General features: G+C 37.3%; 18 protein-coding genes. 10 read left to right on the top strand and 8 right to left on the bottom strand.

Translation table 11 applies throughout. The annotated features are described in order from the left end of the window. The first annotated feature begins 5 nt into the window (after window positions 1–5). The 5 genes from QF044_RS18620 (at window position 6) to QF044_RS18600 (ending at window position 3724) form a co-directional block, all read left to right on the top strand. A complete protein-coding gene (locus tag QF044_RS18620) occupies window positions 6–575 on the top strand; it encodes a hypothetical protein (RefSeq protein WP_307270502.1) in 570 nt (189 codons plus the stop codon). A 306-nt stretch (window positions 576–881) separates the two neighbouring features. Continuing rightward, complete coding sequence (locus QF044_RS18615; RefSeq protein ID WP_307270500.1) at window positions 882–1118, top strand: hypothetical protein; 237 nt, start codon at window positions 882–884, stop codon at window positions 1116–1118. Window positions 1119–1263: 145 nt separating this feature from the next. Further along, complete coding sequence (locus QF044_RS18610) at window positions 1264–1860, top strand: porin family protein (RefSeq protein WP_307270498.1); 597 nt, start codon at window positions 1264–1266, stop codon at window positions 1858–1860. A gap of 78 nt (window positions 1861–1938) precedes the next feature. Next, window positions 1939–3000, top strand: coding sequence for a sensor histidine kinase (locus tag QF044_RS18605; RefSeq protein WP_307270496.1), 1062 nt, complete (start codon window positions 1939–1941; stop codon window positions 2998–3000). Further along, complete coding sequence (locus QF044_RS18600) at window positions 2990–3724, top strand: LytTR family DNA-binding domain-containing protein (RefSeq protein ID WP_307270494.1); 735 nt, start codon at window positions 2990–2992, stop codon at window positions 3722–3724. The genes QF044_RS18605 and QF044_RS18600 overlap by 11 nt, the downstream gene beginning before the upstream one ends. A 160-nt stretch (window positions 3725–3884) precedes the next feature. On the opposite strand, the gene QF044_RS18595 is transcribed toward QF044_RS18600, so the two are convergent. From QF044_RS18595 to QF044_RS18565, 7 genes are all read right to left on the bottom strand, one after another. Further along, window positions 3885–4787, bottom strand: coding sequence for a DUF6268 family outer membrane beta-barrel protein (locus QF044_RS18595; protein WP_307270491.1), 903 nt, complete (start codon window positions 4785–4787; stop codon window positions 3885–3887). A 131-nt stretch (window positions 4788–4918) separates the two neighbouring features. Next, on the bottom strand, window positions 4919–5218 hold the full coding sequence (locus QF044_RS18590) for a hypothetical protein (RefSeq protein ID WP_307270489.1): 300 nt from the start codon (window positions 5216–5218) through the stop codon (window positions 4919–4921). Continuing rightward, on the bottom strand, window positions 5218–6147 hold the full coding sequence (locus QF044_RS18585) for a multidrug effflux MFS transporter (RefSeq protein WP_307270487.1): 930 nt from the start codon (window positions 6145–6147) through the stop codon (window positions 5218–5220). The genes QF044_RS18590 and QF044_RS18585 overlap by 1 nt, the downstream gene beginning before the upstream one ends. Window positions 6148–6325: 178 nt before the next feature. After that, window positions 6326–7144 (bottom strand): helix-turn-helix domain-containing protein, encoded by an 819-nt coding sequence (locus QF044_RS18580; protein ID WP_307270485.1) that lies wholly within the window; start codon window positions 7142–7144, stop codon window positions 6326–6328. Between the two features lie 3 nt (window positions 7145–7147). Beyond that, window positions 7148–7594, bottom strand: coding sequence for a hypothetical protein (locus QF044_RS18575; RefSeq protein WP_307270483.1), 447 nt, complete (start codon window positions 7592–7594; stop codon window positions 7148–7150). Window positions 7595–7679: 85 nt separating this feature from the next. Continuing rightward, window positions 7680–8744 (bottom strand): thiamine-phosphate kinase, encoded by a 1065-nt coding sequence (gene thiL, locus QF044_RS18570; RefSeq protein WP_307270481.1) that lies wholly within the window; start codon window positions 8742–8744, stop codon window positions 7680–7682. A gap of 60 nt (window positions 8745–8804) precedes the next feature. After that, a complete protein-coding gene (locus QF044_RS18565) occupies window positions 8805–9299 on the bottom strand; it encodes a thioesterase family protein (protein WP_307270479.1) in 495 nt (164 codons plus the stop codon). A gap of 114 nt (window positions 9300–9413) precedes the next feature. Between QF044_RS18565 and QF044_RS18560 the strand changes: the two genes are divergently transcribed. The 5 genes from QF044_RS18560 to QF044_RS18540 all read left to right on the top strand — a co-directional run bounded on the left by QF044_RS18560 (window position 9414) and on the right by QF044_RS18540 (window position 13008). Next, the gene (locus QF044_RS18560; RefSeq protein WP_307270477.1) at window positions 9414–10619 is read left to right on the top strand and encodes an NAD(P)/FAD-dependent oxidoreductase; all 1206 of its coding nucleotides are present in this window, start codon (window positions 9414–9416) and stop codon (window positions 10617–10619) included. After that, window positions 10616–11026 (top strand): hypothetical protein, encoded by a 411-nt coding sequence (locus tag QF044_RS18555; protein ID WP_307270475.1) that lies wholly within the window; start codon window positions 10616–10618, stop codon window positions 11024–11026. Before QF044_RS18560 ends, QF044_RS18555 begins: the two co-directional genes overlap by 4 nt. Window positions 11027–11109: 83 nt before the next feature. Next, window positions 11110–11670, top strand: a complete 561-nt coding sequence (locus tag QF044_RS18550; protein ID WP_307270474.1) for a DUF2306 domain-containing protein — start codon at window positions 11110–11112, stop codon at window positions 11668–11670. Next, window positions 11667–12584: a YARHG domain-containing protein gene (locus QF044_RS18545; RefSeq protein WP_307270472.1), complete on the top strand. Its 918-nt coding sequence runs from the start codon at window positions 11667–11669 to the stop codon at window positions 12582–12584. Before QF044_RS18550 ends, QF044_RS18545 begins: the two co-directional genes overlap by 4 nt. Next, a complete protein-coding gene (locus QF044_RS18540) occupies window positions 12550–13008 on the top strand; it encodes a hypothetical protein (protein ID WP_307270470.1) in 459 nt (152 codons plus the stop codon). Before QF044_RS18545 ends, QF044_RS18540 begins: the two co-directional genes overlap by 35 nt. Here QF044_RS18540 and QF044_RS18535 read toward each other — a convergent pair. Beyond that, a complete protein-coding gene (locus tag QF044_RS18535; protein WP_307270468.1) occupies window positions 12995–13393 on the bottom strand; it encodes a DUF2809 domain-containing protein in 399 nt (132 codons plus the stop codon). The two genes, QF044_RS18540 and QF044_RS18535, sit on opposite strands and share 14 nt — an antisense overlap. Between the last annotated feature and the right edge of the window lie 155 nt (window positions 13394–13548).

The following is a 13548-nucleotide window of genomic DNA, read 5'->3' as shown; positions in this document are numbered from 1 at the left end:
CTGCGATGAAAAAACTTTCAGCATTAGCATTCATCCTGATGTTTGCTTTCAGCAGCGCGCAGATTTCCGGTTTCGAGAAGGCCGATTCCCGCTATGAAAGGAAATTAAAGGCTCTGTATAATAAATATCCTAAGCCCAATGATGAAAGAACTAAGCAGGAGTGGATTCTTACGGAAGAAAAAATAGCAGCATACAAAAATGCTTTGGTGAAAATTTCTGAGGAAGATAAAAAAGCAATAACGGATGTCCCACCACCAATGGCTCCAAAGATCACTAAAGAAGCAGAATATGTAAGTGGAAAGGTAGCTTTTCAAAAGCTTTTAAATGAAGCAGTTGATCTTTCTTTCCTGAATTTTGCAGTCAATCCTTATAAGATCACCTTAAAGTTTATTGTAGACTCTAAAGGGAATGTTTATGAACCCAAGGTAAAAGGTAACAACGAAGCTGTGAATGCGTTTATTGAAGCTGCTTTTTACCGCATCCGGGATAAGGGCAAATGGAAGCCGGCAGAATCCAATGAGAGACCTGTTCTTACCATAGTGAGTCTTCCTTTACAATTAAATTTCAGTAAATAATAAATAAACCGTTGCTTAAGCAGCGGTTTTTCTTGTCATTTGATTCAGATATTGATTTTTTTAACGCAAAGATTGATAATGATGGCGTTGATTTTAAGAAAGCAAAGGCTGAATCAATCGTTGATTGATTTGATTAAGCGGGTGGATTAGTGCCGTGGAAAATTTCAGCATTATCTGTTTATTTCCCGAATAGTTTACTTGTTTTTTTTCTGTATTTTCTCTTTGATGGAACGGTTCTGTTTTTTTAGTATATTTACTTATACATCAAACCATTAACTTTTTAACAATCGAATTATTATGAGAAAAATGAAAAAACTTTTGAGAAAAGACCTTTCCACGATCCTTGGTGCAGGAGGAAGTGGCTGCCACATGAACGGTGAATCTGCCTACTGCTGGACAGACTGTGACTGTAATTATGGAAGAGCCTGTGAAATGTATGATGATGGAAGTCCGGGGAAATGTATTTCTGTAGGAGGAGGCAATACTGGTGGTGGTCCCGGCGGATGTATTCCTCCAACCATTTGTGAAGAGGAACCTTTTTAAATAACACTTATCGGAAGCAAAGTCTTCCGATTTTTTATTTTCTGCTGAAAACAGATACTTGTCAAAGTATTTATGCGGTTCATCAAATAAAGTTTTAATCCGCTTTCGATAGTTGTTGTTTTGCATCAAATTATTACAACAATTTATGAAACAGCAGATTTTAGCGCTAAGCTCACTTTTATTATGTATCACTTGTTCGGTTGAAACAAAGGCACAACAAACTCCGGCATTCCACATCGGGATCAAGGCAGGAACAAGCTTTACAAAAACCTCAACAGCATCTTCCACACTGGAAGGAAAATATGGCTTAGGCTATCAGGGAGGAATTATGACGAGAATGGATATCGGAAGCCTTTATGTACAGGGGGAAGCTTTATTCAACAAAAGAAAGACCTCATTTGATACCAAGGATGGCAGTTCTCCAAAGCTGGCATGGAGTTCTGTTGACATTCCGGTAGTAATCGGTTATAAACTGATCAACAACAAAGACTTCAATGTAAGAGCCTTTGCGGGTGGAGTTTACAGCTATGCCTTTAAAAACAATATATCTACATCCAAAGCTCTTCAGGAAGGCTTCAAAAGTTTTGATAAATCGAATATCGGGATTACAGGAGGCATTGGAGCGGATTACAAAAACTTCACTGTAGATCTTAGGTATGAAACCGGACTTTCAAGCATTAGTAAAGAATTTAAATCGAAACCCCACAGTTTTACATTGGGAATAGGCTATTTCCTATTCTAAAAACTTAAATTATCTTTACTTATTAGAAACTGTGCCCCTGCAGTTTCTAATTTTTTATAAATCTACTTTACTTTCTCCATGACCAAACCATTTATTTTAAGAGAATATATTTTTGTCACCATTTTCTGGCTTGTATTTGCAGCGGCTGTATATATTAATTTTCAGGCTAATTCTGATATAATCTCCTCTGTGTTACAAACCATTGCCTTGGTTATTACCTCAGTTGTGTTTACTCATTTTCTTACTGTAAAACTTCTCCCAAAAGCGTTACGCCAAAAAAGAATGAAGCTGTTTCTGCTCCAGGCTACAGGAGTTATTCTTTTACTGAGTTTTATATATTCTTTAATTTTCACTTATATTGAAATTAACTCCAAAAATCAGCTCCCTGATCACTTTATTGATCATCTTCCCTTTTTATGGCAGGGATTTTATCTGGCACTCCCCGCTTCATTTCTTATCAACGGATCTACCTGCGGAATCAAATTTTATCAGGAACACGGAAGGATAGAACGTGATCATATCCTTCTTCAGCAGGCTCATCTGGAAAATCAGCTCAAACTGTTGCAGGACCAGATCAATCCACACGTGGTCTTCAATATTCTGAACCATATTCATATCCTGATGAGGACAGATATTCAGCTTGCAGATTATCTCTTACTTAAATTTTCGGATATTCTGCGTTACCAGCTTTACCACTGTAACCAAAACCTTGTCCCGATGAATAAGGATATTGAACACCTGCAAAACCTCGTTGAAGTAGAAAAATTAAGATGGGGAAATGAGCTGGAAGTACAATCGGATTGGAAAACCGAAAATACAGCATCATTTATTGCTCCACTCCTATTGGTTCCTTTCATTGAGAATGCTTTTAAATATGTCTGCCGGCTGCCGGGGCACAAAGGTTATGTGCGGATATCATGTACTGAAAAAGACGGTTTCCTATTATTCTGTGCCGAAAATTCCTACTCTGATATTGCGGGCTATAAAAAGAAGGAAGGTTCAGGCGGAATTGGTCTTCAGAATGTACAAAAACGTCTGAAACTGCAATATCCGGATCGCCATAATCTCAAAATTGAATCAGGAAACGATGTGTACAAAGTCAATTTAACCTTACAATTATCTGACAGCAATGAACAATAATACTCCAAAAATGAAATGCCTGATCATTGATGATGAACCATTGGCAAGATTCCACCTTAAAGAACTGGCAGACCAGATTGATTTTTTATCAGTTGAAGGAACCTGTGCCACCGCATTGGAAGCAGATACCATCGTAAAGGAAAAAGAAATTGATCTTTTATTTCTTGATATCAATATGCCTTATCTGACGGGGCTTGAATTCCTGGAACAGCTGGAAAATCCGCCTTTGTGCATTCTGACAACCGCTTATTCGGAATATGCGTTGGAAGGATACCGTTTGCAGGTTGTAGATTACCTTCTGAAACCGATTGCTTTTAACCGTTTTTACCAGGCTGTCAATAAGGCTCAGCAGCAGTTTATTGTCTCCGAAAAGCTGAAGAAGAATTCTCCTTATGATGATCCTTTTCTTTATGTAAGGCAGTCTGACAGCTTCATCAAAGTTTCCTGGGTTGATATTTTATACATTGAAAGTATGCAGAATTATACGAAACTTCATTTTAAAGATAAATCCCTGGTGATCCATCAAACGATGAAGGCGATTGAAGAATCTCTGCCATCGGAGCATTTTTTCAGGATCCATAAATCTTTCCTTATCAACATTATCCACATTGATATGATTTCAGGCGGCCGTCTGTTCATCAATAAAACGGAGCTTCCTATTTCCCGTACCCGAAAAGAGGAGTTGCTCAATCAGGTGGTGTATAAGAAGCTTATTAGTAAATAGAAAGGAAGAAGGAAGCTGGAAGAGGGAAGCTATTGCAGTCGAAATTAAATGATTGCCTTTTTCATTTGAATCTACAAGGATGTAAATAATCAAATCTAGAAGTAAATAGTCGCTGGATATTAACTTCCATCTCCCCGCCCCCATCTTCCATCTTAATCCCTTAAGGTAAATTCCATCTTAACGATACGGCTGCATAAAATGTAGTGGCAAATTTGGGATCATCTATTTTTTTGTCTTTGAAAATACTTTTGATCTTCCTGTCGTTTTCACTGAAACTTCTCAATAATGCGGTTCCCCCTGTAAGCCGAAGGCTGAGTTTATCATTAAGCTTTAATTCCGGACGGATTCCTGCTGTAATCTGTTGGTAACCCAATAGCATGGATTTTCCGTCTTTATTTCTTTCTACCGTCATTCCGCTCAGGTTTACGACGGCTTTTAAAGCAAATTTCTCTGAGAACAGATATCCGGCTTCCATTCCTTCCGGGAAGTTGATGTTAAATTTAATTTTTCCGTTTGTTTTCCAGTCGAAATAAATCCACGGAAGAATCATCGGAACCCCGAAAGCGGTTGTCAATACCGGACCTCCTCCCAGCGCTAAATTGGGATTAAAATGTCTGATAAATAAAACTCCACCCTGTCCAAGAATATCGTCAGAACTTATTTGCTCCATATCAGTATAAACTCCTACGGATGCGGTCATCATCATGCTCCATTTTTTTCCTAAGGGTCTCATGTGCTGGATTCCGGCTTGTGCATTCAGCATCTGATCAGGAAAAAGCTGTCTTTCGTAATCTTTATGCGCCATTTTTGCATAAGACCCACTCAGCAGAAGTGACCAGGCTTTTATTCTTCCACTACTGTCTTTTTTCATTGACAATGGAATGCTGAGGTTAAGATCTGCTCTTTTAAAGTTACTTTTGGAATTGGTTTTCACACTGTCTTCCGGACGTATATAACTGGAAAAAGGAATATATTCTGTTTTAAGTTCGGCAGTTATTCCCGACTGGGCACTCGCCCAATATCCCACCAGGCAATAGGCTGCTGCCAAAAGATTTCTCTTCATAATTTAAATTTTATGCAAAGAGAGACCTTTGAGGCCTGCTCGCAAAAATTACTTGATTAAGTGTATAAATAGTATGACCAAGCGGAAAAATAGAAGGATAATCTAATAAGACTGCATTCTGTTTTTTTAGTTTAAATAGCCTCTTGCGGACTTTCCTCTCCCAAGGATTCTGTAGAAGGTTGCTTACTTTTAAATGAGTGGTAAGCAAACCAGACCGATATCACTGCAATACTTGCCCGTATCATAACCATCGGCATAATAGAATCTGCTTCTAAAAGTCCTGCGATTCCTGAAAGTACAAAAGTAACCATCAGTTGCATAAATCCCATTACAGCTGCCGCTGTCCCGCGCCCTTCTTTAAAAGGAGACAAGGCATGAGCTGAAGTAATAGGAAACAGAATTCCTATAGCCAGCAATGAGAGATAAAGCATTATAATTTCGAGGACAACGGAAAGATCTGTAGCTGATATAATGATATGAAGCCCGCATGCCGCCAGCAGTAAGAATGTAGCTGCCAATAAAAGCTTAGTGTCGCTCTTATTCTTTTTATTAATTTAGGAGTAAGATAGGCCGCCGTTATTAAGGCCAATGAATTAAAACCAAAAATCAAACTAAAAGTGCCACTCGAAAATCCGTGAAGTTTCATAAACAAAAACGGAGCATTGGATATGTAGATGATCAGAGAGGCAAATGCTATACTTCCGATCATTGTGCTGCTAATAAATTCTTTATTGGAAATAATCATTCTAAGATGATCCTTTAACCTTTTTTCATCTTCACTGGTATCAGGCAAAGAAGCTCTTGAATTGGTTTCAGGGACATATTTATAAACCATAAAAAAGGTGATGAGTCCTAATATCCCGAGAAAAGCAAAGGAACTGTTCCATCCCCAGAATTTGAGGAAGACACTTCCCAGTAAAGGAGCAATGATTGGAGCAATACCACTGATCTGTGATTGCTGAGAGAAAATGGCAACGGATCTTTTCTTATCATAAAGATCAATTACAATGGCACGGCCTATCACAATGCCTGCGCTTCCTCCGAATGCTTGCAGAAAACGCATTGCCCACAATACATAAATGTTTTCTGTAAAAAATATGGCTGCAGCTCCAACAATGAAAAGTAAAAGGCCACAATACAGCATTGGTTTACGTCCCGTTCTGTCAGATAATGGTCCCCAAAGTAACTGTCCGAAGGCAAATCCTGCAAAAAACACAGAAATTGAGATCTGAATATGTCCGATATCAGTTTGAAAGATCTGTGCCATATTGGGGAATGCGGGCAGGTAAAGGTCTATACTCAGTGATTCCAAAGTGTTGAGCAGTGCCAGGATAAACACTACGATGTTTAAATTTTTCATAAAACAGGGTAAAATCAGAACTTAACCGCATAAGCGATTTTTCTGCCTGCAAAAGTCTTTTAAAAAGCAATATCTTTCAATACAATAACTGAAGGGATACCAGCACAAAGTGAAGATTATTTTTTTATTCTTTAAAATATTGTCTATTTTAAAACCTTTAAACTGAACATTTTGAAGATTAATCTTTTTTACATTTGAAAGCCTCAGGATTTTGTCCACTATGCTTTTTGAAAAAACGGGAGAAATAGGAAGCATCCCCAAATCCCAGTTTAAAAGCAATTTCTTTAACAGTTAACGCCCCAAAACTAAGCTCTCTTTTCGCTTCAAGCAACAGCCGCTGTGCGATCATTTTTTTCACAGTCGTTCCTCTGGAAAAACGGACAATATCATTGAGATAGTGAGTGCTGATCTTTAACTGATCTGCATAGAAAGGAGTCTCTCTCTGAGCAATATAATGTTCCTCTATTAGCTTGATCAGCTCCTGAATCCGTTGTCTGTCATGAATCATAGGGTCCTGAAGGCTGATCTGTTCTGTAATAACGATGCAGAAAGCCTTCAGATAGGTTTTTAGCAGATTGATTCTGGAAGTAGTATGATATTCTTCTTCCATTAGTCTTATAATCGTGTTACAGGTTTTTCCGCTTTGTAAATCTAAGGTAAAAGGTGCTGTTCCGCCCGTGAGAATTGTTTCTATATCGCAGGCTTCTTTAAAAATCTCTCTGCTTACCGCAAGAACATAGCCTTTTTCACCTCTCAGTTTCATATTGAATACCTGTCCAGGTGCAATGATACAAATTTGGTTATTCCTAAGAGGGTGCTTTTCAAAATCCAGTTCCAGACTGCTGTCTTCTTTTACCTCATTAAACCAGATGATCTCAAAGAAATTGTGCCTATGAATATCATTAAAATTCTCCGGGTGCCCAGTATCAAGTGTCATCAGCTGAAACTGTTCAGAAGTGAGGTGATGGACAGGGATATTTTTTTCTGATGGATTCATTTTTTATTCCTTATTAAATATTGCATTTTCTTTAGCGAAATTTATATCTGAAGGATTTGTAATAATATAAACTTCTCCTTTATCTTCGGATTTTTTCCCTTTATAGTAAATAATTTCCCGGTCAGAAATTAATTTAATACGGTCACCAATTTCTCTTTCAATATAGATCGGCAAATAAATTTCCGCTTTTTTACCTTTGATGCGGTAAGGATATATTCCGTGTTTTAATTCTTTTGAAAATTCGTTTACATTTGAGTTAGAAACATTGACAGACAATACTCCAAAACCATGATTATGAGATCTTTTTATATCCGTAACAGTCCCTTCAAAGACAACTCCATTTTTTAAAACGGCATTGGTATCGGTGTATTCTTTTGCCCCTTTTTTAGTTATATACAGGATGGATCCAATAAAAACAAGAAACAGTAAGATGAATTTTATATATTTCATATCACAAATTTTTACCTCATCAAATAAACAAAAACCACAGCAAAAGTGCTGTGGTTTTTTACAATATTCAAAATTAATTATAAGCCTATCCGTTTTGCTGGTTATTTAAAAAAGCATCCCAGCCTTGTGCCGTAAGGGGAACCAATTGATTGGATCCTCTTGCCACCATATAATTACCTTCTTCATTTTCAACAGCATGCCCGATAATAGTAAAATCCGGGTGGTTTTTAATTTTATCAAAATCATTCGGAGAAATGGTGAACAGAAGCTCATAATCTTCGCCCCCACTTAATGCTGTCATTACGGGATTAAGATTCATTTCATCTGCCGTGGAAATGGTAAGACTGTCCATTGGGATTTTCTCCTCATACAGTCTGAATCCTGTTTTGGACTGGTCAGAAAGATGAAGGATCTCAGAAGCCAGACCGTCAGAAATATCGATCATAGAAGTGGGTTTAATGTCCAATTCTTCCAGGATTGTTTTCACATCAGTTCTTGCTTCAGGTTTAAGCTGTCTTTCCAGAATGTAATCATAACCTTCCATTTCAGGCTGCATATTGGGATCTGCAAGGAAAACAGCGTGTTCCCTCTCAAGAATCTGAAGTCCCATATAAGCACCACCAAGATCACCGCTTACTACCAGCAGATCATTGGGTTTAGCTCCACTTCTTTTTACAATATTTTCATCATTCTCGATTCCTACGGCAGTAATACTCATCACTAAGCCTGAATTGGAGCTTGTGGTATCTCCACCTATCAGATCTACCTTATATCTTGCACAGGCAGCCTGGATTCCTGAGTAGATTTCTTCTAAAGCTTCTACCGGAAAACGGTTGGAGACGGCCATTGAAACCAAAATCTGTGTCGGCACAGCATTCATTGCGGCAATATCACTCAGATTCACTACAACAGCCTTGTATCCTAAATGTTTTAAAGGAACATAGCCTAAATTAAAGTGAACGCCTTCTGCAAGAACATCTGTGGTAAGAACTACCTTTTTATTCCCGGGATTAATAACGGCGGCATCGTCTCCCACTCCCAGTTCCGAAGACTCGTTGGAAATCGGAAAGTGCTGGGTAAGGTGCTTTATAAGCCCGAATTCTCCTAATTTAGAGATTGGAGTCAGTTCCTGTGATTTATCTTCAAACATAATTTTTTCTTTTTTGTAAAATGTTCAATGTATTGACGATCAAACACTGAACTTTGAACCTTATTTAGTAAATTCTGCGGGATCTACATTATCCGGACGGAAAGGAAGTTTTTTAAAGTCTTCTCTGGTCATTACAACCGTTTCCGGGCTTTTATATTTATTCATTGCTTCTACCACATCATCCGGCGGGGTTGTCATTTTTCTCAGCATCATATCGATCCATACGCCCGTAGCTTCAGCAGTTGCGCAGTGTATTCCATCTGGGGTATAGAATTTATGAACAAACCTGTAGATGGAAGAATCTTCTGAACATCCGTCAATCTCAAGACTTACAATAACCGTCTGGTCTGCATAGATCTCTTTGAAGAAAGAATATCTTTCATGCATGATCACCGGACCGATCCCCCATCGGCTCAATTGGGTAACGCCCATTTTTTCTTTGGTCATAAAGGCCATTCTGGACTGTGCACAATACTGTACATATGATGAATTGGCTAAGTGCTTGTTCGCATCAAGATCACTCCAGCGTACTTCGAATTTATGGTAAAAAATCATGTAAAAGTCGTTTTTAGTATGATTAAATTATATTCTTCAAAATTACTCAAATAAGATGGTTTATAAAAATTGTACTTTTGAAAAATATAATCTTCAGCATAGGATTACCATTACATGAAACAGATCATTATTATCGGAGGCGGTGCCGCAGGCTTTTTCTGCGCATCGAATCTTGACGAAAAAAAATACAAAATCATCATCCTGGAACAGAACTCGGATGTGCTTCAGAAGGTAAAGATTTCAGGCGGTGGCCGCTGCAATGTGACGCATGCGTGTTTCGACCCAAAAGAATTGGTTCAGTTTTACCCCCGTGGCAATAAGGAATTACTTAGTGTTTTCACAAAATTTCAGCCGGGAGATACTATGGAGTGGTTCGATCAGCGTAATGTTTCTTTGAAAATTGAAAATGATAACAGAACATTTCCGGAAAGCAATTCCTCACAGACGATTATCAATACTTTCCTGCATGAAATTCAGAATAAAAAAGCAGAGGTCAAAACAAAATGCTCTGTAAAAGATATTGAAAAACAGGACGACAAATATCTTGTTAAAACAAGTTTAGGTGATTTTGAAGCGGATTATATCGTTTATACAACAGGAAGTTCCCCAAAATCACTAAAGATTGTTGAAAATCTGGGCCATAAGATTATTCCTCTTGTTCCATCACTTTTTACATTCAATATTAAGGATGACTTACTTAAAGATCTTCCCGGAACGAGCTTTGAAAATGCAGAAATTTCAATTCCTTCCCTTAAAACAGAAGAAAGCGGTCCTTTACTGATCACCCATTGGGGGCTTTCGGGACCTGCCGTTTTAAAAATTTCAGCATGGGAAGCCTTAAGCCTGGCGAGATTGAAATATAATTTTGAAATTGAAGTGAATTTTATTTCAACTACTTTGGATGAAGCAGAAGAAAGTTTCCACAACTTCAAACAGTCCAACCCGAAAAAGACAATCGGCCAATCTAAAATATTTGATATCACCAACAGGTTCTGGCAGAAAATATTAGAAGTTTCAAAGGTTGACCTGAATAAGCAGATGTCCAATATTTCAGGAAAAGAAATGCAGAAGATCCTTGAAAATCTTTGCAGGAAAAAACTGAAGGTCACAGGAAAATCAACTTTTAAAGACGAGTTTGTAACCGCTGGAGGCATTGATTTAAAGGAAATTAACTTCAAAAACATGTCCTCTAAACTTCTACCGAATTTCCACATTGCCGGAGAAGTTCTGAACATTGATGCGGTGACGGGAGGTTTCAATTTCCAGGCATGCTGGAGTGAAGGATGGCTAATTGCACAACATTTAAATAGCTTATCATGATGAAAAAAATAATTTTATTCAGTTTATTATTAATTTCGGCAACTGTATTTTCGCAAACACAGGAAACTGTAAAAACTTCACCGGAAGACCGTTCTAAGTATGTTCCGGAAGATGCTAAACCAGCAGAATATCCCGGAGGCATTGCTGCATTCAGCAATACGGTAGCATCAAAAATAAAAGCAAACCGCATAAAAGGAGTAAAAGGAAAAATACATTCTAATGCACGATTCGCAGTTAATATTAATGGTGATATTGAAAAAATTACAGTAACAGGCGAAAACGTAGAATTTAATAGAGAGGTGGAAAGAGCCATTACATCTGTGAAAACAAAATGGACTCCTGCAGAATACAAAGGGTATCAGGTGCTGACCTGGTATAATCTGCCTTTTATACTTAATTTCGATTAAATAAAATGTCTACGTTCCAAAAACATACTTCTCCCTTTTTTAGAGCTCTTTTAATTATGGGGTTTGGATATTTTTTTTGGCTCATGCTTAAAATTACACTAGAATATATTCCATTTAATCCCAATGTGAGTTTTCTGATGATTAAACAAACGGAAGTAATAGACAGACCGGAATATCTTACGTTTTTTTATACACATGTTTACACCAGTATTTTTGTACTGTTTTCCGGATTTCTGGCGATCCTGAGAAAAGATTTCGGATTAAAAAGCTTTCACAGGAATATTGGTAAGGTCTATATATTTTTAATTCTGATCCTGGCTGCACCGTCAGGAATTTATATGGGAATTTTTGCCAATGGAGGTTTTCTTTCTAAGGTTTCCTTCATTATTTTAGGTTCTCTGTGGTGGTTTACTACCTACAAAGCCTATCAATCTGCAAGACAAAAAAAGTTTAAAGAACACAAGCAGTGGATGTGGCGTAGTTTTGCACTCACTTTATCTGCTCTTAGTTTAAGAATCTGGAAAGTAATTATTGTATATTTATTCCACCCCAATCCTATGGATGTTTATCAAATCATTGCATGGCTGGGCTGGATTCCGAATATCTTTTTAATTGAATATTTAATCACAAAAAAACATCTATGAAAATTTTAAATTACACTCTTGCCTCTTTACTCGCGGTTTCTTTGCTAAGCTGTAAGAAAGATGGAAAAATTACTGAAACAGGAAAGGATTCCGTAATCGCAAAAAAGGATTCTGCTGTAGTTCCTGAGATCTATAAAGAATATTACGGAATTTATATGGGCGATTTCGCCGGAAAAGAAATGATTACTTCTGAAGATGGCGAGGAATATGAGGATTTTGTCAATAAGAGAATTTCTCTGAAGATCAATAGAATTACCAAAGACAGTGTTTACGGACAAAGCATCGTGAATGGAAATCAGCGCCCTTTCAGAGGGATATTTAATGAAAGTACTAAATCTTTTGTTTTGGATGAGCCCGGAAATGACAAAACAGACGGAAGATTTGAAGTGAAATTAAGCGGAGACAGTATTACGGGAAAATGGAATGCATTTAATAAAACAGCTGTAAAATCCCCCTTAAAAACGATTAAAATATCTAAGAAAGAATTTGTTTATAATCCGAATTTCATGCTGGATAAGGATTCTGACTTAGTAGATTGGTCAAATCCGAAGGATTTTGTAGAAAAATATACGGATGAAGAAACCGGAAAGACTGAAAGCTATACGACTTCTAAAAACAGAGTGGCTTCTGAAGCGATCTTTAAACTGAATGCCTCTAAGCAGAAACTTACCGAAAAAGACCTGAAAAATTTACGCAAAATAGATCTTGAGATCATCAAAAATGCTGTTTTTGCAAGACATGGCTATTCTTTTAAAAAGGAAACTTACAGACATTTCTTTGAGCAGACAGATTGGTACATTCCTGTTTCTAGCAATGTAGACAAAGAGCTTTCCTTAATTGAAAAAGACAATGTGGCATTGCTGAACCGTTTCATCAAATATGCAGAGGATAAATACGACAGTTTCGGAAGATAATAGTGAAGTAATGAGAAAGTATCTGTTTTTTATTTTATTATTTTGGACCGTTTCAATTGCTGCTCAAAAGGACTCAACAGTAGTTCCGGGTGTAAAATCAAATGTAGAAGCAGTATCCCAGCCAACCAAAACTGCAGAGTTTCCGGGAGGACACCGGGCATTTGTCAATGAGATTTTAAAGAATTTTAAAACGGCTCCATTGGTAAAAGCGGGAATCATGAGTGCAAAAGTGGTTGCTACTTTTATTGTGGATACGGAAGGAAAAATGGTGGGTATCAAAATAGAATCCTATGAACATCCAATGGTAAAGAATGAATTTCTGAGAACACTTAAAATGGTAAAAACCTTATGGATTCCTGCTGAACAGAATGGCAAAAAAATCAGAAGCATCATGAGACAGCCTTTGATATTCAATCTGCAATAACCTCCTTTTTTTTCAAATTATTAAGTCTCAGCCAAAGGAAAAGAAGCATACATCCCACAGCATAGCAAAGGATATCAATCCATGAGAAAGAGTTTCCAATAACAATATACATCAGGCTTCCAGGACGGAAGCCTAGTTTTTCTGCAATATGGAAGTATTGCGCAAATTCTACAAGGCAGGAAAAAACTAAAATCCCAAGAATAAGCTTTTTATCGTTCATCTTCACAAAGCTTTTGACAAAGGTATAAAGCAGGATTACAACGATAACATCACCAAAATAGGCTCTTACAAAGAAAATATTGGCCAGTTTTGTGGCAATTAAAACTTCGGTTAGGAAAATGAAGATGGTGAGAAGAAAATACTTTAAACTGAATCTGAATTTCATCTTGTTTTTTTTAATTTGGCTAAAACCTTGTAGAGGCTGATTATTGTTAAGCAGGCTAAAACCCACTCCTCAATTTGATAAGGCAATTTTTTTTTTTGCTCATAAAAAATCGGCATTCACAGAATACCGATCTTATAACACCTAAGGCAAATATA

The sequence above is a fragment of the Chryseobacterium sp. W4I1 genome (assembly GCF_030816115.1).
Taxonomy (GTDB): Bacteria; Bacteroidota; Bacteroidia; order Flavobacteriales; family Weeksellaceae; genus Chryseobacterium.
Note: the sequence above shows the minus strand (reverse complement) of the source record. Positions and strands in the feature narration are given on the sequence as shown.